27 protein-coding genes are annotated in these 17,255 nt (G+C 64.4%); all 27 read left to right on the forward strand.

Annotated elements, in window-relative coordinates:
- Positions 1–21: 21 nt before the first annotated feature.
- The 27 genes from rplB (at position 22) to IEX88_RS23410 (ending at position 17,190) form a co-directional block, all read left to right on the forward strand.
- The gene (rplB, locus tag IEX88_RS23285) at positions 22–858 is read left to right on the forward strand and encodes a 50S ribosomal protein L2 (RefSeq protein WP_188854882.1); all 837 of its coding nucleotides are present in this window, start codon (positions 22–24) and stop codon (positions 856–858) included.
- A 12-nt stretch (positions 859–870) separates the two neighbouring features.
- Positions 871–1,149 carry a 30S ribosomal protein S19 gene (gene rpsS / locus IEX88_RS23290; protein WP_188854883.1) on the forward strand — a complete coding sequence of 93 codons (279 nt, stop codon included), beginning with the start codon at positions 871–873 and terminating at the stop codon, positions 1,147–1,149.
- Between the two features lie 2 nt (positions 1,150–1,151).
- Positions 1,152–1,541 carry a 50S ribosomal protein L22 gene (gene rplV / locus IEX88_RS23295; RefSeq protein WP_188854884.1) on the forward strand — a complete coding sequence of 130 codons (390 nt, stop codon included), beginning with the start codon at positions 1,152–1,154 and terminating at the stop codon, positions 1,539–1,541.
- On the forward strand, positions 1,541–2,248 hold the full coding sequence (rpsC, locus tag IEX88_RS23300; protein ID WP_188854885.1) for a 30S ribosomal protein S3: 708 nt from the start codon (positions 1,541–1,543) through the stop codon (positions 2,246–2,248). Before rplV ends, rpsC begins: the two co-directional genes overlap by 1 nt.
- Positions 2,249–2,273: 25 nt before the next feature.
- Entirely contained in the window at positions 2,274–2,687 is a 414-nt protein-coding gene (gene rplP / locus IEX88_RS23305) for a 50S ribosomal protein L16 (protein WP_188854886.1), read from the forward strand.
- Positions 2,688–2,698: 11 nt separating this feature from the next.
- The gene (rpmC, locus tag IEX88_RS23310) at positions 2,699–2,899 is read left to right on the forward strand and encodes a 50S ribosomal protein L29 (RefSeq protein WP_188854887.1); all 201 of its coding nucleotides are present in this window, start codon (positions 2,699–2,701) and stop codon (positions 2,897–2,899) included.
- 11 nt (positions 2,900–2,910) lie between these two features.
- Positions 2,911–3,153, forward strand: a complete 243-nt coding sequence (gene rpsQ, locus IEX88_RS23315) for a 30S ribosomal protein S17 (RefSeq protein ID WP_188854888.1) — start codon at positions 2,911–2,913, stop codon at positions 3,151–3,153.
- Positions 3,154–3,296: 143 nt separating this feature from the next.
- Positions 3,297–3,665 (forward strand): 50S ribosomal protein L14, encoded by a 369-nt coding sequence (gene rplN / locus IEX88_RS23320; protein ID WP_056504767.1) that lies wholly within the window; start codon positions 3,297–3,299, stop codon positions 3,663–3,665.
- 12 nt (positions 3,666–3,677) lie between these two features.
- The gene (gene rplX, locus IEX88_RS23325; RefSeq protein WP_188854889.1) at positions 3,678–4,001 is read left to right on the forward strand and encodes a 50S ribosomal protein L24; all 324 of its coding nucleotides are present in this window, start codon (positions 3,678–3,680) and stop codon (positions 3,999–4,001) included.
- Entirely contained in the window at positions 3,994–4,551 is a 558-nt protein-coding gene (gene rplE, locus IEX88_RS23330; protein WP_188854890.1) for a 50S ribosomal protein L5, read from the forward strand. Before rplX ends, rplE begins: the two co-directional genes overlap by 8 nt.
- 25 nt (positions 4,552–4,576) lie before the next feature.
- Entirely contained in the window at positions 4,577–4,882 is a 306-nt protein-coding gene (rpsN, locus tag IEX88_RS23335) for a 30S ribosomal protein S14 (protein ID WP_188854891.1), read from the forward strand.
- Between the two features lie 12 nt (positions 4,883–4,894).
- A complete protein-coding gene (gene rpsH / locus IEX88_RS23340) occupies positions 4,895–5,293 on the forward strand; it encodes a 30S ribosomal protein S8 (RefSeq protein ID WP_188854892.1) in 399 nt (132 codons plus the stop codon).
- 42 nt (positions 5,294–5,335) lie between these two features.
- On the forward strand, positions 5,336–5,869 hold the full coding sequence (rplF, locus tag IEX88_RS23345; protein ID WP_188854893.1) for a 50S ribosomal protein L6: 534 nt from the start codon (positions 5,336–5,338) through the stop codon (positions 5,867–5,869).
- A 10-nt stretch (positions 5,870–5,879) separates the two neighbouring features.
- Entirely contained in the window at positions 5,880–6,242 is a 363-nt protein-coding gene (rplR, locus tag IEX88_RS23350) for a 50S ribosomal protein L18 (protein ID WP_188854894.1), read from the forward strand.
- 69 nt (positions 6,243–6,311) lie between these two features.
- Complete coding sequence (gene rpsE, locus IEX88_RS23355; RefSeq protein ID WP_188854895.1) at positions 6,312–6,863, forward strand: 30S ribosomal protein S5; 552 nt, start codon at positions 6,312–6,314, stop codon at positions 6,861–6,863.
- 68 nt (positions 6,864–6,931) lie between these two features.
- Positions 6,932–7,135 (forward strand): 50S ribosomal protein L30, encoded by a 204-nt coding sequence (gene rpmD, locus IEX88_RS23360; RefSeq protein WP_188854896.1) that lies wholly within the window; start codon positions 6,932–6,934, stop codon positions 7,133–7,135.
- Between the two features lie 17 nt (positions 7,136–7,152).
- The gene (rplO, locus tag IEX88_RS23365; RefSeq protein WP_188854897.1) at positions 7,153–7,626 is read left to right on the forward strand and encodes a 50S ribosomal protein L15; all 474 of its coding nucleotides are present in this window, start codon (positions 7,153–7,155) and stop codon (positions 7,624–7,626) included.
- Positions 7,627–7,755: 129 nt separating this feature from the next.
- The gene (secY, locus tag IEX88_RS23370; protein WP_188854898.1) at positions 7,756–9,099 is read left to right on the forward strand and encodes a preprotein translocase subunit SecY; all 1,344 of its coding nucleotides are present in this window, start codon (positions 7,756–7,758) and stop codon (positions 9,097–9,099) included.
- On the forward strand, positions 9,096–9,764 hold the full coding sequence (locus IEX88_RS23375; protein WP_188854899.1) for an adenylate kinase: 669 nt from the start codon (positions 9,096–9,098) through the stop codon (positions 9,762–9,764). The genes secY and IEX88_RS23375 overlap by 4 nt, the downstream gene beginning before the upstream one ends.
- Before the next feature lie 227 nt (positions 9,765–9,991).
- Entirely contained in the window at positions 9,992–10,360 is a 369-nt protein-coding gene (rpsM, locus tag IEX88_RS23380; protein ID WP_188854900.1) for a 30S ribosomal protein S13, read from the forward strand.
- Between the two features lie 85 nt (positions 10,361–10,445).
- Positions 10,446–10,832: a 30S ribosomal protein S11 gene (rpsK, locus tag IEX88_RS23385; RefSeq protein WP_188854901.1), complete on the forward strand. Its 387-nt coding sequence runs from the start codon at positions 10,446–10,448 to the stop codon at positions 10,830–10,832.
- 141 nt (positions 10,833–10,973) lie between these two features.
- A complete protein-coding gene (locus IEX88_RS23390) occupies positions 10,974–11,993 on the forward strand; it encodes a DNA-directed RNA polymerase subunit alpha (RefSeq protein WP_188854902.1) in 1,020 nt (339 codons plus the stop codon).
- Between the two features lie 165 nt (positions 11,994–12,158).
- Positions 12,159–12,581 carry a 50S ribosomal protein L17 gene (rplQ, locus tag IEX88_RS23395; protein WP_188854903.1) on the forward strand — a complete coding sequence of 141 codons (423 nt, stop codon included), beginning with the start codon at positions 12,159–12,161 and terminating at the stop codon, positions 12,579–12,581.
- Positions 12,582–12,727: 146 nt separating this feature from the next.
- The gene (locus IEX88_RS23400; RefSeq protein ID WP_188854904.1) at positions 12,728–13,753 is read left to right on the forward strand and encodes an NAD-dependent epimerase/dehydratase family protein; all 1,026 of its coding nucleotides are present in this window, start codon (positions 12,728–12,730) and stop codon (positions 13,751–13,753) included.
- 279 nt (positions 13,754–14,032) lie between these two features.
- The gene (locus IEX88_RS27105) at positions 14,033–14,167 is read left to right on the forward strand and encodes a hypothetical protein (protein WP_274604637.1); all 135 of its coding nucleotides are present in this window, start codon (positions 14,033–14,035) and stop codon (positions 14,165–14,167) included.
- Positions 14,168–14,465: 298 nt separating this feature from the next.
- Positions 14,466–15,821: a DegQ family serine endoprotease gene (locus IEX88_RS23405; RefSeq protein WP_244640462.1), complete on the forward strand. Its 1,356-nt coding sequence runs from the start codon at positions 14,466–14,468 to the stop codon at positions 15,819–15,821.
- Between the two features lie 16 nt (positions 15,822–15,837).
- Complete coding sequence (locus tag IEX88_RS23410; protein WP_188854905.1) at positions 15,838–17,190, forward strand: replication-associated recombination protein A; 1,353 nt, start codon at positions 15,838–15,840, stop codon at positions 17,188–17,190.
- Positions 17,191–17,255 lie beyond the last annotated feature (65 nt).

The raw sequence follows: 17,255 nt of genomic DNA on the forward strand, positions 1-17,255 counted from the left end.
GGCGAGCTTGGGATTTAAGTCATGGCATTGAAAAATTACAATCCGGTGACGCCGAGCACACGCCAGCTCGTCCTCGTCGACCGTTCGGGACTGTGGAAGGGCAAGCCGGTCAAGATTTTGACCGAAGGCCTGTCGCAGAAGGGCGGACGCAACAATACCGGCCGCATCACCGCCCGCTACCAGGGCGGCGGACACAAGCGCTCGTACCGCATCATCGACTTCAAGCGCCGCAAGCTCGACATGGTCGGGACGGTCGAGCGGCTTGAATACGATCCGAACCGCACCGCGTTCATCGCGCTGATCAAGTACGAGGACGGCCACCTGGCCTACATCCTCGCGCCCCAGCGCATCGCCGCCGGCGACAAGGTCGTGTCGGGTCTGTCGGGCGTCGACATTAAGCCGGGCAACGCGATGCCGCTGTCGTCCATGCCGGTCGGCACGATCGTGCACAACGTCGAGATGAAGCCGGAGAAGGGTGGCCAGATCGCCCGCTCCGCCGGCACCTACGCTCAGCTCGTCGGCCGCGATGCCGGCATGGCGATCCTGCGCCTCAACTCGGGCGAACAGCGCCTGGTGTCGGGCATGTGCTTTGCGACGGTCGGCGCGGTGTCGAACGCCGATCACGGCAACATCAATCTCGGCAAGGCCGGTCGTAACGTCTGGCTCGGCAAGCGTCCGCATGTTCGCGGCGTCGCCATGAACCCGGTCGATCACCCGCACGGCGGCGGCGAAGGCCGCACCTCCGGCGGTCGTCATCCGGTGTCGCCATGGGGTCAGCCGACCAAGGGCAAGCGGACCCGCCAGAACAAGGCGACCGACCAGTTCATCATGCGCTCGCGTCACCAGCGCAAGAAGTAAGAGGGTTTCTTCATGGCACGTTCCGTCTGGAAGGGTCCGTTCGTCGATGGTTACCTTCTCAAGAAAGCCGACAAGGTGCGCGAAGGCGGCCGCAACGAGGTGATCAAGATCTGGAGCCGTCGCTCCACGATCCTGCCGCAGTTCGTCGGTCTCACCTTCGGTGTCTACAACGGCAGCAAGCACATCCCGGTCAATGTCAACGAGGACATGATCGGCCACAAGTTCGGTGAGTTCTCCCCGACCCGCACCTATTACGGGCACGGCGCCGACAAGAAGTCGAAGAGGAAGTAACGATGGGCAAGCCAAAGCTGGAACGCCAGCTGAAGGATACCGAGGCGCGCGCTGTCGCCCGGACCATCCGTGTCAGCCCGCAGAAGCTCAACCTCGTCGCCGCGATGATCCGCGGCAAGAAGGTCCAGACGGCACTCGCCGACCTGACCTTCTCGCGCAAGCGCATCTCGGAAACCGTGCTGAAGACGCTGCAGAGCGCCATCGCCAATGCCGAGAACAATCACGATCTCGACGTCGACGCGCTTGTTGTCGTCGAGGCCTATGTCGGCAAGTCGATCACCATGAAGCGTTTTCACGCTCGTGGCCGCGGTCGGGCCAGCCGGGTTGAGAAGCCTTTCTCGCATCTGACGATCGTCGTGCGCGAAGTGGCTGAAATCGAGGAGGCTGCCTGATGGGTCAGAAAATCAATCCGACCGGTTTCCGGCTCGGGATCAACCAGACCTGGGATTCGCGCTGGTATGCGAACACCGGCGAATACGGCGTGCTGCTGCATGAGGACCTTGCGATCCGCAAGTACCTGATGGAAGAGCTCAAGCAGGCGGCGGTCTCCAAGATCGTCATCGAGCGTCCGCATAAGAAGTGCCGCATCACGATCCACTCGGCGCGTCCGGGCATCGTCATCGGCAAGAAGGGCGCCGACATCGAGAAGCTTCGCAAGAAGCTCGGCACGATGACGAAGGCCGAGACGCACATCAACATCGTCGAGGTGCGCAAGCCTGAGACCGACGCGACGCTCGTCGCGCAGTCGATCGCCCAGCAGCTCGAGCGCCGCGTCGCCTTCCGTCGCGCCATGAAGCGCGCCGTCCAGTCGGCGATGCGCCTCGGCGCCGAGGGCATCCGCATCAACTGCGGTGGCCGTCTCGGCGGCGCGGAAATCGCGCGCATGGAATGGTACCGCGAGGGACGCGTTCCGTTGCACACATTGCGCGCGGACATCGATTACGGTACGGCCGAGGCACACACGGCCTACGGCGTCTGCGGCGTCAAGGTCTGGATCTTCAAGGGCGAGATCCTCGAACACGATCCGATGGCCTCCGAGCGCCGCGCGATCGAGGGCGATCAGTCGGGCGGCGGTAACCGTCGTCGCGAACACGCCTGATCATAAGGGTTTCGGAGTAGAATAGATGCTGCAACCAAAGCGCACGAAATACCGGAAGACGTTCAAGGGACGGATTCACGGCGCCGCCAAGAGCGGCACGAATCTCGACTACGGCACCTACGGCCTGAAGGCCGTGGAGCCGGAGCGGGTCACCGCGCGCCAGATCGAGGCCGCCCGCCGCGCCATCACACGTCAGATGAAGCGCCAGGGTCGGGTCTGGATCCGGATCTTCCCGGACGTGCCGGTCACGGCCAAGCCGACCGAAGTGCGCATGGGCAAGGGCAAGGGTTCCGTCGAATATTGGGCGGCCCGGGTTCATCCTGGCCGTATCATGTTCGAGATCGACGGTGTATCCGAAGAGCTGGCCCGCGAGGCCATGCGTCTCGGCGCTGCGAAGCTGCCGATCCGGACGCGCTTCGTCCAGCGCATTGCTGAATAGGGAGAGGTGACATGAAAGCCTCCGAGTTGAAGACCAAGACTTCCGACGAGCTGACCGACGCTCTGGGCAAGCTGAAGAAAGAGCAGTTCAATCTGCGCTTCCAGGGCGCCACCGGCCAGATCGAGAACACCTCGCGTGTTCGCCAGGTGCGTCGCGACATCGCGCGGATCAAAACCATCGCCCGCCAGCAGGCGGCCGAGACAAAGTCCTGAGGTAGAACACTATGCCCAAACGCGTTTTGCAGGGGACAGTGGTCTCCGACAAGAATGAGAAGACCGTCGTCGTCCTCGTCGAGCGTCGCTTCACGCACCCCCTGTTCAAGAAGACGGTGCGGCGCTCGAAGAAGTACAAGGCGCATGACGAGAACAACCTTTGCAAGGTCGGCGACCAGGTTTCCATCGAGGAGACCCGGCCAATCTCGAAGGACAAGACCTGGATCGTCCTGCGCGACGAAGCCTCGGCCTGATATTTCCCGAGTGACGCGGTCTTTCCGCGTTTTCGGACCCCGAGCGTCGCACTGCGGTGTGGCGCTCCTGTTTTTGAATTGAGCCCGTGATTTCCCTGGCCATAGCCGGGGAGCGAGCTCATAGCGTTTGAAGGCGGCCTGACATGATTCAGATGCAAACAAACCTCGACGTGGCCGACAATTCCGGCGCTCGTCGTGTCATGTGCATCAAAGTGCTCGGCGGCTCGAAGCGGAAGTATGCCTCGGTCGGCGACATCATCGTCGTCTCGATCAAAGAGGCGATCCCGCGCGGCCGCGTGAAGAAGGGCGACGTGATGAAAGCCGTGGTGGTTCGTACCGCCAAGGACATCCGTCGTGCCGACGGTTCGGTGATCCGGTTCGACCGGAATGCCGCCGTCCTCATCGACAACAAGAAAGAGCCGGTCGGCACGCGTATCTTCGGACCGGTCCCCCGCGAGCTTCGTGGACGCAACCACATGAAGATTATCTCGCTGGCGCCTGAAGTGCTGTAAGGAACCGGATCGATGCAAAAGATCAAAAAGGGCGACAAGGTCGTCGTGCTGGCTGGCAAGGACAAGGGTCGTGCCGGCGAAGTGCTGAAAGTCATGCCGAAGGACGACCGTGCGGTCGTGCGCGGGATCAACATGGTCAAGCGCCATACCCGCCAGAGCGCCACGCAGGAAGCCGGCATCATTTCCAAGGAAGCCTCTATCCACCTGTCGAACCTGGCGGTCGCTGACCCGAAGGACGGCAAGCCGACCCGCGTCGGCTTCGCGGTGGTCGGCGAGGGCGAATCGGCGCGCAAGGTTCGCGTCGCAAAGCGTTCGGGAGAACAGATCGATGTCTGATACCCAGTACATTCCGCGGCTCAAGGCGGTCTACCGGGCCGACATCCGCAAGGCGCTGCAGGAAGAGTTCTCCTACGCCAACGAGATGATGGTCCCGCGTCTGGACAAGATCGTTCTCAACATGGGCGTGGGCGAGGCGACTGCCGACTCCAAGAAGCCCACCGTCGCTGCCGAGGACCTCGCCCGGATCGCCGGCCAGAAGCCTGTGATCACTAAGGCTCGGACCTCGATCGCCGGCTTCAAGGTGCGCGAGCACATGCCGATCGGCGCGAAGGTCACGCTGCGCAAGGACAAGATGTACGAGTTCTTGGATCGCCTGATCCAGATCGCTCTGCCGCGCGTCCGCGATTTCCGGGGCCTCAACCCCAAGAGCTTCGATGGCAATGGCAATTTCGCCATGGGCATCAAGGAACACATCGTGTTCCCCGAGATCGACTACGACAAGGTCGATCAGATGTGGGGCATGGATATCATCGTGTGTACGACGGCGAAGACCGACGACGAAGCCCGGGCGCTGCTGAAGGCGTTCAACTTCCCGTTCCGCCAGTAACGGCGCGCGAGCAAAGGACGAAGATATGGCTAAGAAAAGCTCGATCGAGAAGAACAAGCACCGCCAGGAACTGGTGGCCAAGTTCGCCGCCAAGCGGGCGGCCCTCAAGGTCGTCACCAAGGACCAGAGCGCCAGCATGGAAGACCGCTTCCGCGCACAGCTGGCGCTTGCCGAGCTGCCGCGCAACGGCTCCAAGGTTCGGCTTCGCAACCGCTGCGAAGTCACCGGGCGCCCGCGCGCCTATTATCGCAAGCTGAAGATGTCGCGTATCGCGCTCCGGGATCTCGGCAATAACGGCCAGATTCCCGGCATCGTGAAGTCGAGCTGGTAAGGAGTAGACCCCATGTCTTTGTCAGATCCCCTCGGCGATATGCTGACCCGCATCCGCAACGCCGTCATGCGGAACAAGACCTCGGTGATGACGCCGGCCTCCAAGCTGCGCGGCCGCGTTCTGGACGTGCTGAAGGACGAAGGCTATATCCGTGGCTACACGGAGACGGCGTTCGAAAACGGCAAGTCGGAATTCGAGATCGAGCTGAAGTACTACGAAGGCGGTCCCGTCATCCGCGAGATCGCGCGTGTGTCGAAGCCTGGCCGTCGCGTCTACGTCTCGGCCAAGACGATCCCGCACATCGCCAACGGGCTTGGCATCTCGGTCCTGTCGACGCCCAAGGGCGTGATGGCCGACCACAGTGCCCGTGAACAGAATGTCGGCGGCGAGATCCTGTGCCGCGTCGTCTGACGCAGCACAGCTTTCAACGCGTAGAAACGAACAGGTTTCAACATGTCTCGTATTGGTAAGAAGCCCATTTCCATCCCCAAGGGCGTGACCGCGACGGTCGACGGCCAGACGGTGACGGCCAAGGGCACGAAGGGCGAACTGATGTTCGTCGTCAACGACGAGGTCCTGGTCAAGATGGAAGACGGCGCCATCGCCGTCGATCCGCGCGACCAGACCAAGGTGGCCCGTTCCAAGTGGGGCATGTCGCGCACCATGATCGCCAACATCCTCGCGGGTGTCGAGAAGGGCTTCGAAAAGAAGCTCGAGATCAACGGCGTCGGCTACCGCGCCTCGCTGCAGGGCAAGAACCTGCAGCTGGCTCTTGGTTTTAGCCACGAGGTGCTCTATCCGGTGCCTGAGGGCATCCAGATCACCGTGCCGAAGCCGACCGAGATTCTCATCTCCGGCATCGACAAGCAGCGTGTCGGTCAGGTTGCCGCCGAGATCCGCGACTATCGCGGGCCCGAGCCTTACAAGGGCAAGGGCGTGAAGTACGCGGGCGAAGTGATCGTCCGCAAGGAAGGCAAGAAGAAGTAGGGCTGAACCAATGGCTACCCAGAAAGAAAATCTGCGGCGTCGCGCTTCGCGCGTCCGTCGTTCGCTGAAGAAGGTGGCCAACGGACGCCCGCGTCTCTCGGTCCATCGCTCTTCCAAGAACATCTATGCCCAGGTCATCGACGACGTCGAAGGCCGCACGCTTGCGGCCGCGTCGACGCTCGACGCCGGCCTGCGCAAGGAATTGAAGACCGGCGCCGATACGGGCGCCGCCGCTGCCGTTGGCAAGCTCGTCGCCGAGCGTGCCAAGGAAGCCGGCGTCACCGACGTCGTCTTCGATCGGGGTGCCTTCATCTATCACGGCCGCATCAAGGCGCTTGCCGAATCGGCCCGTGAAGGCGGCCTGAACTTCTAAGCCCGGCACCGCTCGAGAAGAGCGGGCCGACAATGCTGGACGCCTCCGGAAAAGAATAAGGATAGGATCATGGCGCCAAGAGACGATCGCAATAACCGTACCGAGCGTGACGACGGCTTCGTCGACAAGCTCGTCCACATCAACCGTGTCGCCAAGGTCGTGAAGGGTGGTCGCCGTTTCGGCTTCGCTGCTCTCGTCGTCGTCGGCGATCTGAAGGGCCGCGTCGGCTTCGGTCACGGCAAGGCGCGGGAAGTGCCTGAGGCCATCCGCAAGGCGACGGAAGCCGCCAAGCGCGACCTGATCTTCGTGCCGCTGCGCGACGCGCGCACGCTGCATCATGACGTCGCTGGCCGCCATGGCGCCGGCAAGGTCTACATCCGTTCGGCTGAAGCCGGTACCGGCATCATCGCCGGCGGACCGATGCGCGCTGTGTTCGAGGCCGTCGGCGTGCACGACGTCGTCGCCAAGTCGCTGGGCTCGTCCAATCCCTACAACATGGTGCGCGCGACTTTCGACGCGCTCAAGGGATCGATGCACCCGAAGGACGTCGCTTCGCGTCGCGGAATCAAGTATTCCGCGCTTCAGGCTCGCCGTCGCGACCTCGTCGCCGTCGAAGACTGATTGGTCTAGGATTGATTGGTGGGGCAGGGCGCTTGACGCGCCCGCCCGCCTGACGAAGGAGCCCAGCGATGGCCGATACGAAAACCCAGGGCAAGACTGTCACAGTCGAACAGATCGGTAGCCCGACCCGCCGTCCGATCGAGCAGCGCCAGACGCTGATCGGTCTCGGCCTCAACAAGATGCATCGTACCCGGACCCTCGAGGACACGTCCTCGGTTCGCGGCATGATTGCCAAGGTCAGCCATCTCGTCCGCGTTGTGGACGAGGCCTGATCCCGGGAGCTTAAGCTATGAAACTCAATGAGATTTCCGATGTGGCCGGCGCCACCCACGCGCGCAAGCGGGTGGGTCGCGGTATCGGCTCGGGAACCGGCAAGACCGGTGGACGCGGCGTCAAGGGTCAGAAGTCGCGTTCCGGCGTGGCGATCAATGGTTTCGAGGGCGGCCAGATGCCGCTGTACCGCCGTCTGCCTAAGCGCGGCTTCGTGAACATTTTCGCCAAGGACTACACCGTCGTGTCCCTGGCGCGCATCCAGATCGCGATTGACGCGGGCAAGCTCGATGCGAGCCAGCCGATCGACGTCGCGGCACTGAAGTTGGCCGGTATCGTCCGCAAGACCCGGGACGGCGTTCGTCTTCTCGGCGACGGTGAAGTGACGGCCAAGCTCGCGATCACGGTCGCGGGTGCTTCGAAGTCGGCGATCGAAAAGATCGAAAAGGCCGGCGGTTCCGTCACGCTTCCCGCGGTCGCCGCGGAAGCCTGATCACCGGCCGGGCGAGGGCGGTAGCCTTCGCTTGATTGCGTCGGCACAGCCGCCTATCTCTCGTATTCCCTCGGGGGGAGGGGGCTGTGTGTCCGACCCCCCCTGAGGCAATCCGGAGATATCTCGACGATGGCATCGGCTGCGGAACAACTTGCCGCGAATCTGAACTTCTCTGCCTTCGCGAAGGCCGGAGACCTCAAGAAACGAATCTGGTTCACCCTCGGGGCCCTCTTGGTCTACCGCCTGGGAACCTACATCCCGATGCCCGGTATCAATCCGGACGCGCTGGCTCAGGCTTTCCAGCAGCAGTCGAGCGGCATTCTCGGCCTGTTCAACATGTTTGCCGGCGGCGCCGTCGGTCGCATGGCGATCTTCGCCCTCGGCATCATGCCGTACATCTCCGCTTCCATCATCATCCAGCTAATGACCTCGGTCATCCCCGCTCTGGAGACGTTGAAGAAGGAGGGCGAGCAGGGCCGCAAGGTCATCAATCAGTACACCCGCTACGGCACCGTGCTTCTGGCACTGGTCCAGGCTTATGGCATCGCCGTCGGCTTGGAATCGTCGACGAACATCGTCAGCGATCCCGGCACCTTCTTCCGCATCTCGACCGTCCTGACGCTGACCGGCGGCACGATGTTCCTGATGTGGCTCGGCGAGCAGATCACCGCGCGCGGCATCGGCAACGGCATCTCGCTGATCATCTTCGCCGGCATCGTCGCCAACCTGCCCAGCGCCATCGCCAACCTGCTCGAGCTCGGCCGCACCGGCGCGCTCTCGGCCGCGGTCATCCTGCTCGTGATCATTGTGGCGATCGCCTGCATCGGCGGCATTGTCTTCTTCGAGCGGGCCCAGCGCCGGCTTCTCATCCAGTATCCCAAGCGCCAGGTCGGCAACCGGATGTTCCAGGGCGACACCTCGCACCTGCCGCTGAAGCTGAACACCGCCGGCGTCATCCCGCCGATCTTCGCCTCGTCGCTGCTGCTGCTGCCGGTCACGGTCGCCAACTTCGCCAATACGTCGGACCTGCCGAACTGGGTGGGCGCCGTCGTCGCCTCGCTCGGCCATGGGCAGCCTCTGTACATGCTGCTCTATGCCGCGATGATCGGCTTCTTCGCCTTCTTCTACACGGCCGTGGTCTTCAATCCGAAGGACACTGCCGACAATCTGAAGAAGCATGGCGGCTTCATTCCGGGCATCCGCCCGGGCGACCGCACCGCCGACTACATCGACTACGTGCTGACCCGCATCACCGTGATCGGCGCTATCTATCTCATCGTGATCTGTCTACTGCCCGAATTCCTCATATCGGCTGCCGGCGTTCCGTTCTATCTCGGTGGTACCTCGCTGTTGATCGTGGTCAGCGTGACGATGGATACCGTCGCTCAGGTGCAGGGTCACCTGCTGGCACATCAATACGAAGGGCTCGTCAAGAAGGCGAAGCTCCGTGGGGGGAAGCGGGGAGCGAGATGAGGCTGATACTTCTAGGGCCACCGGGCGCGGGCAAGGGCACGCAAGCCCACCGCCTGATCGTGAAATACGGCATCGTGCAGCTGTCGACGGGGGACATGCTGCGCGCTGCGGTCGCCGCGAAGACCGAAATCGGCCTGAAGGCCAAGTCGGTGATGGATGCGGGCTCGCTCGTGTCGGACGACATCGTCAACGCGATCATCGCCGAGCGCGTGGATCAGCCGGACTGCGCCAACGGGTTCATTCTCGACGGCTATCCCCGGACGCTCCAGCAGGCCGATTCGACCGAGGCCATGCTCCGCTCCAAGGGGCTGAAGCTCGACCACGTGATCGAGATGCGCGTCGACGACGACGTTCTCGTTCACCGCGTCTCCGGTCGCTACACCTGTGCAAACTGCGGTGCGGTCTATCATGACACGGACCGCAAGCCGCGCACCGAGGGCGTCTGCGACGATTGCGGCCATTCCAATTTCAAGCGCCGGCCCGACGACAATGCCGACGTGATGCGGACGCGCCTGCGCGCCTACTACAAGGAGACCTCTCCTCTGGTGGGCTACTATCACTGCAAGGGCATCCTCAGCTTCATCGACGGGATGAAGTCGATCGACGAAGTCACCGCGGATCTCCAGGCGATTCTCGAGGGAGCGCCGGCGACCGTCGCCGGGTGAGACGCGGCACCGGGTTCCGGCCTGGTGCTGGACGCGCTGCCCAGACAAGCATTGCCGGCCTTGGTTGACTCAGGCCGGCGTTCGAGACTATATCCGGCGCCATATCGCGATCATTCTTGCGGTCGGCCCGGGTTCCCTTTGAGGAGCACGAGCCGGGCACTTTTCGCTTACCGGCTCCGTTCCTTGCGTTCCAAGGGCTTCGAGCCCCAATTTCAAGGAGTACGGACTTGGCCCGTATCGCAGGCGTTAACATCCCGACCAACAAGCGCGTGATCATCGCGCTTCAGTACATCCACGGCATCGGCCCGACCGTCGCCAAGGAAATCGTCGAGAAGGTCAATCTCGGCCCCGAGCGTCGCGTCAACGACCTGACCGATTCGGAAGTCCTGCAGATCCGCGAAATGATCGATCGGGACTATCAGGTCGAAGGCGATCTGCGCCGCGAGACCTCGATGAACATCAAGCGTCTGATGGATCTCGGCTGCTACCGTGGCCTGCGCCATCGTCGTGGTCTTCCGGTCCGCGGTCAGCGCACCCACACCAATGCCCGCACCCGCAAGGGTCCTGCCAAGGCGATCGCCGGCAAGAAGAAGTAATTATCGAGGCGCCCGGCACACGGGCGCGTCGGTGGTGGAGCCGCTGGCATTACGGCGGTGTCGATATCTCAAGAAAGAATAGACCATGGCTAAAGAGCAGCGCATTCGCCGTCGCGAACGCAAGAACATCTCGTCGGGCGTCGCCCACGTCCAGTCGACCTTCAACAACACGCTGGTCACCATCACCGACGCGCAGGGCAACACGATCGCCTGGTCGTCGGCCGGTGCTCAGGGCTTCAAGGGCTCGCGCAAGTCGACCCCGTTCGCCGCCCAGATCGCTGCCGAGGATGCTGCCAAGAAGGCGCAGGAACACGGCATGCGGACCCTCGAAGTCGAGGTCTCCGGACCTGGCTCGGGCCGCGAATCGGCGCTTCGCGCCCTGCAGGCCTCCGGCTTCACGATCACCTCGATCCGTGACGTGACGCCGATCCCGCACAACGGCGTGCGCCCGCGCAAGCGTCGGCGCGTCTAGTCCGGATAAGTTTGACTGCGATGCCGCCCCTGTCCAAGGGGCGGCGTTCGTATGATCGGCCCCTTGGGGAAGGTGATCCCTTCCTCGCTCAGACCTATCGCCACGATTGGATGGTGGCGAGGTTACTGAAAGGCGAACGCCATGATTTCCAACAACTGGCAAAATCTCACCAAGCCCAACAGCGTGGTTTTCAAGAGCGGCGGTAGCCGCACGAAGGCTTCGCTGACGGCCGAGCCGCTGGAGCGCGGCTTCGGCCTGACGCTCGGCAATGCCCTGCGCCGCGTGCTGCTGTCGTCCCTCCAGGGCGCGGCCGTTACCGCGATCCAGATCGACGGCGTGCTGCACGAGTTCTCCTCGATCCCGGGCGTTCGCGAGGATGTCACGGACATCGTCCTCAACGTCAAGGAAATCGCCATTGGCATGCAGGGCGAAGGCCCGAAGCGGATGGTGCTGCGCAAGTCCGGTCCCGGCATCGTGCGCGCCGGCGACATTCAGACGGTCGGCGACATCGAGATCCTGAACCCCGACCACGAGCTCTGCACCCTCGACGAGGGCGCCGAGATCCGCATCGAGTTCACGGTCGACACCGGCAAGGGCTACGTCCCGGCCGACCAGAACCGTGCCGAAGATGCGCCGATCGGACTGATCCCGGTCGACAGCCTGTTCTCGCCGGTGAAGAAGGTGTCCTACAAGGTCGAGAACACCCGCGAGGGGCAGGACCTGAACAAGGACAAGCTCACCATGCAGATCGAGACCGACGGGTCGATCTCGGGTGAGGATTCGGTCGCCTATGCCGCGCGCATCCTGCAGGACCAGCTGTCGATCTTCGTCAACTTCGAAGAGCCGCAGCGCGAGACCCGCAGCGCCGAGGAACACATCGCGGAACTCGCCTTCAACCCGGCCCTCCTCAAGAAGGTCGACGAGCTCGAGCTGTCGGTGCGTTCGGCGAACTGCCTGAAGAACGACAACATCGTCTACATCGGCGACCTGATCCAGAAGACCGAGGCGGAGATGCTCCGGACCCCGAACTTCGGCCGCAAGTCGCTGAACGAGATCAAGGAGGTCCTGGCTGCCATGGGCCTGCATCTCGGCATGGAAGTCAGTGCCTGGCCGCCGGAAAACATCGACGATCTGGCCAAGCGCTACGAAGACCAGTACTAAGCATTTTCCCTGCCGCCTCCGGGCGGCAGGTTTCTATCCCGCCTGGGAGGCGGGTTCGACAGACTGCTTAATCATTCAAAGGCACATGCACATCGCTTTCGGGCGTGGATGCGAGGATGCCGTCCCCCGGCTGAGCAGGCCGGCCATTTCTTAGAGGAAAATCCCATGCGTCACGGTAAAGCCGGTCGTAAACTCAATCGCACCGCCGAACACCGCAAGGCGATGTTCGCCAATATGGTGGCCTCGCTGATCCTGCACGAGCAGATTGTCACCACCCTGCCGAAGGCGAAGGAACTTCGCCCGATCATGGAAAAGATGATCACCCTCGGCAAGCGCGGCGACCTGCATGCCCGTCGCCAGGCGATCTCGAAGGTCCGCGACGAGACCTGCATCCGCAAGCTCTTCGACACGCTCGCGCCCCGCTATGCCGAGCGCCAGGGCGGCTATTGCCGCGTGCTCAAGGCCGGCTTCCGCCGCGGCGACAACGCCCCGATGGCCGTCATCGAGTTCGTCGAGCGCAACCCCGAGGCCCGCGGCCAGATCGACCGCGACCGCGTCGAGGCCGAAGCCGCTGCCGACGCCGCGTAAGCGCGCGGCATCCTGAGTTCGTGAGGGGCCCTTCGGGGCCCTTTTTCGTTTGAGGTGCGTGGCCGCACGACCAGATCGTGTTTGCCGGCGTTGCGCGTCTCACGGGCGCCTGGCGCCGCATCCAAACCGGCACGGAGGGAATCGGGATGGCAGGTGACATGGATCGGGTGCTGGTCACCGGCGCGTCGGGCTTCATCGCCCGGCATATCGTCCTCGACCTTCTGCGCGAGGGTTACGCGGTTCGCGGGACCGTTCGCTCTCAGGACGCGGCGGCCGATGTCGTGGCGGCCGTGGAGGGGCAGGGCGTTTCCACCGAGCATCTCGACTTCGTCCCAACCGACCTCACCCGGGACGAGGGGTGGGATGCGGCGGTGGCCGGCTGTCGATTCGTCATCCACGCCGCCTCGCCCTTTCCCGCCTCTCTTCCGAAGGACCGGTTTGCGTTGGTGCCGGCTGCCCGCGGCGGCGCGCTCCGGGTCGTCGAGGCGGCCGCCCGGGCAGGTGTCGAGCGCCTGGTGATGACGTCGTCGGTCGCCGCCGTCTACTACGGCCACGGCCCGGCCGAGGGCCGCGTCTTTTCCGAGCGCGACTTTTCCGACGTAGATGCGCCGGCGATCTCGGCCTATGCCGTGTCGAAGACATTGGCCGAGCAGGCCGCCTGGGAGGCAGTCGCGGGAACGGGACTGCAGCTCGTCGCGATCAACCCGGCGCTGGTGCTGGGACCGCTGATCGGCGGAAGTGTCGGCACCTCCGCGCGGATCGTCCAGACGATGATGCGCGGCTGGATGCCGGTCGTGCCCGACATGGCCTTCGGGATCGTGGACGTGCGGGACGTGGCGCTGGCGCACCGCCGCGCGATGACGGTGCCCGATGCCGCCGGTCGGCGCTTCATCCTGTCGGGTGGCTCGCGCTCCCTGCGGCAGATCGGGGAAGCGATTGGCCACGACTTCCCGCGCTACCGCCGGAAGATGCCGCGGGCGACCCTGCCGGACCTGATTCTTCGGGTGGCGGCCCTGGCATCGTCGTCCGCCGGTCAGATGCTGCCGGAACTCGGACCCGCCAAGCAACTCGATATGGAGCCGGCCCGAAAGTGCCTGGGTGTTGTATTTCTGCCGCCGGAAACCGCCATCCACGCGACGGCGGCAAGTCTCATCGGCCACGGGCTCTGTTGAAAACTTGATTCAATATCCAGCGCTAAGGCGTTGTTTTATCGATCTTGGCTGATCGCGGGGGAGTGTTGCGCCTTTGCGATAGGCGGCAGTGCCGGGTCCATGCCATTAGCTCGGCCGTCGGATACCGGCCGGATAATTGAAATGCCTCGCAACTTTTGGCGGGGGCACGTCATTTCTAAGGCGGCAAAGGGACGATTGCCGCATGTGTGGCAGGTTTACGCGGATTAAATGATTCAAATGAATGATAACACGATCGAAATCGGAACGAGTATCCCCTCCATGCGCCGCACTCTCCTTACCCTTCTCGGCGCTGTTGCCGCATTCGGCGTCCTGACAGCGAGCTATGCCACGGCAGACCTGCCGGCAGAGATCGCTGCCAACGGTTCCGCGCCGCAGGCGATCGTCGGGCGCTGACGCCAGGCACGCCCTGAACCACAGATTTTAGGAAAGGGGGTCGCGGTGCGGCCCCTTTTTCGTTGCAATCACCGGGCGACATCGCCTGCCTGAAACGGTAGGTCATGGAGCGGGCCCGACCATCCGGCCTTGGCATGGGACCATCTGCGTGAAAAACCAAAAAGCTCTTCTCGTTGCCCTCTCCCTCGTTGCCGCTTGTCCGCAGGTCGCCGCCGCCGAGGGTTGGCTGGACGGCCTGTTCGGCAAGAAGGACGAGCAACGGGCCGCCGCCGAAAATCCGCCCGCGCCGCCGGTTCCAGTGGCTCCTGCGGCCCCTGTCGGGGCGCCGGCGAAGGAGGTCCCTTCCAGCTCTGCCGAAATCAAGCTCTCCTTCGCGCCCCTGGTGAAGAAGAGCGCCTCGGCCGTGGTCAACGTCTATGCGGCGCGGGCCGTGCCGCAGCGCTCGCCTTTTGCCGGCGACCCCTTCTTCGAGCAGTTTTTCGGTCGCCGTCTCCAGCAGCAGCAGCGACCGCGCATGCAGGCCTCGCTCGGCTCGGGCGTCATCGTCGAGTCGAGCGGCCTCATCGTCACCAACAACCACGTGATCGACGGCGCGGACGAGGTGAAGGTGGCACTCAGCGACGGCCGGGAGTTCACGTCGAAGGTCCTGCTCAAAGACGACAGGGCGGACCTCGCGGTGCTCAAGATCGAGGGCGACGCGCCGTTTCCCGCCATCGGCCTGGCCGATTCGGACGCCCTGGAGATCGGCGACCTCGTTCTGGCGATCGGCAACCCGTTCGGCATCGGCCAGACGGTGACCAACGGCATCGTCTCCGCGCTCGCCCGCACGCATATCGGCGTCAGCGACGCCGGCTACTTCATCCAGACCGATGCGGCGATCAATCCCGGCAATTCCGGCGGGGCGCTGATCGACATGCGCGGCGAGCTTATCGGCGTGAACACCGCGATCTTCTCGCGCTCGGGCGGATCGAACGGCATCGGTTTCGCCATTCCCTCCAATATGGTCCGCGTCTTCATCGAGGCGGCGCGCAAGGGTGGGCGGTTCGAGCGGCCTTATATCGGCGCTGGCTTCACCCCGGTGTCGCCGGATGTCGCCGCCGCGGTCGGGCTCGATCTGCCGCGCGGCGCGCTGGTTCAGGATGTCGCGCCGAAAGGGCCGGCGGCGGAGGCCGGGCTGAAGCCGGGCGACGTCGTCCTGGCCATCGATGGCTTCACCGTTGGCGATCCGGACGTGCTCGGCTATCGCCTGGCGACGTCGGGCATCGGCCGCACCGTCGGACTCGAGGTGCTCTCCGGCGGAAACCGGGAGAATCTGTCTCTGGCTCTGACGGCAGCGCCCGAGGAGCCGCCCCGGGATCTCCGCCGGCTGGAGGGCGAGACGCCGTTCGCGGGAGCGACCATCGCCAATCTCTCGCCGCGGCTCGCCGACGAGCTCGACCTGCCGCCGACGAAGACCGGCGTCGTCGTCATGGAGGTCGATCCGCGTTCCTTCGCCGCCCGTTTCGGCCTCAAGCCGAAGGACATCATCGTCGGCCTCAATGGCGAGGCGGCCGTGTCGTCTCAGGCGTTCGAGCGGATGGCCGAGGCCACGCGCCGCGGCTGGCGCTACGAGATCGAGCGCGACGGCAAGCGGCTGACGCAGACGGTGCGCTGATGCGGCGGGCAGGGCGGTGAGCGACCTTTTCGGCGGATCATCCGGCGCACCGGCCCCGCCCGAGCCTCGCCGTGGTGGGGGCGCGGCGGCTGCCGAGCCGAAACGGCCGCTGGCCGACCGGCTGCGGCCGACCTCGCTGGCCGAAGTCGTCGGACAGGAGCACCTGACCGGCCAAGCCGGCGTGCTGACGCGCATGCTGGGCGCCGGCACGCTCGGCTCGATGATCTTCTGGGGGCCGCCAGGCACCGGCAAGACGACGGTCGCGCGCCTCTTGGCCGGCCAGGTCGATTTCGCCTTCGAGCAGATCTCCGCGATCTTCTCCGGCGTCGCCGACTTGAAAAAGATGTTCGAATCAGCGCGGCTGCGGCGCAGCAACGGGCGGCCGACCCTCCTCTTCGTCGACGAGATCCACCGCTTCAACCGGGCCCAGCAGGACAGCTTCCTCCCCGTCATGGAGGACGGCACCGTCGTCCTCGTCGGGGCGACGACGGAAAATCCCTCCTTCGAGCTGAACGCCGCTCTGCTGTCGCGGGCCCGCGTCCTGACCTTTCATCCGCACGACGCCGACAGCCTGTCGCAGCTTCTCCTGAGGGCCGAGGACGTGGAGCAGCGGCCGCTGCCGCTCGACGCCGAGGCGCGCGCGGTTCTCGTGCGCATGGCCGATGGCGACGGCCGGGCGATCCTGACGCTGGCCGAGGAGGTCTGGCGCGCGGCGCGTGCCGGCGAGACCTTCGATGCGACCCAGCTTCAGACGATCGTCCAGCGCCGGGCCCCGGTCTACGACAAGGGGCAGGACGGCCACTACAATCTGATCTCCGCCCTGCACAAGGCTGTGCGCGGTTCCGATCCCGATGCCGCGCTCTACTATCTCTGCCGCATGTTCGATGCCGGCGAGGACCCGCTCTATCTCGGTCGCCGGCTGGTGCGCATGGCGTCGGAGGATATCGGCCTCGCCGATCCCCAGGCGCTCGTCATCGCCAATGCCGCCAAGGACGCCTTCGACTATCTCGGCTCGCCCGAGGGCGAGCTGGCGCTGGCCGAGGCCACGGTCTATCTCGCCACCGCGCCCAAATCGAACGCCGTCTACACCGCCTACAAGGCCGCGATGCGGGCCGCCAAGGAGCACGGCTCGCTGGTGCCGCCGAAGCACATCCTCAACGCCCCGACGAAGCTGATGAAGGGCGAGGGCTATGGCACGGGCTACCGCTACGACCATGACGAGCCCGACGCCTTTTCCGGCCAGGACTATTTTCCCGAAGCCCTCGGCCGCCAGAATTTCTATCAGCCGGTGGAACGGGGCTTCGAGGCGACGCTGAAGAAGCGGATGGATCACTGGGCGCGGCTGAGGGCGGAGCGGGGCGAGGGGTAGGCGCTCGCATCCGGCCCCCACGAGCGGGTTCGGCCGCTGGTGGGTAAGCGCGCATGACGGGGAAC

Origin of the sequence: Aureimonas glaciei (assembly GCF_014643375.1) — a bacterium.
In the GTDB taxonomy this organism is placed as follows: Bacteria; Pseudomonadota; Alphaproteobacteria; order Rhizobiales; family Rhizobiaceae; genus Plantimonas; species Plantimonas glaciei.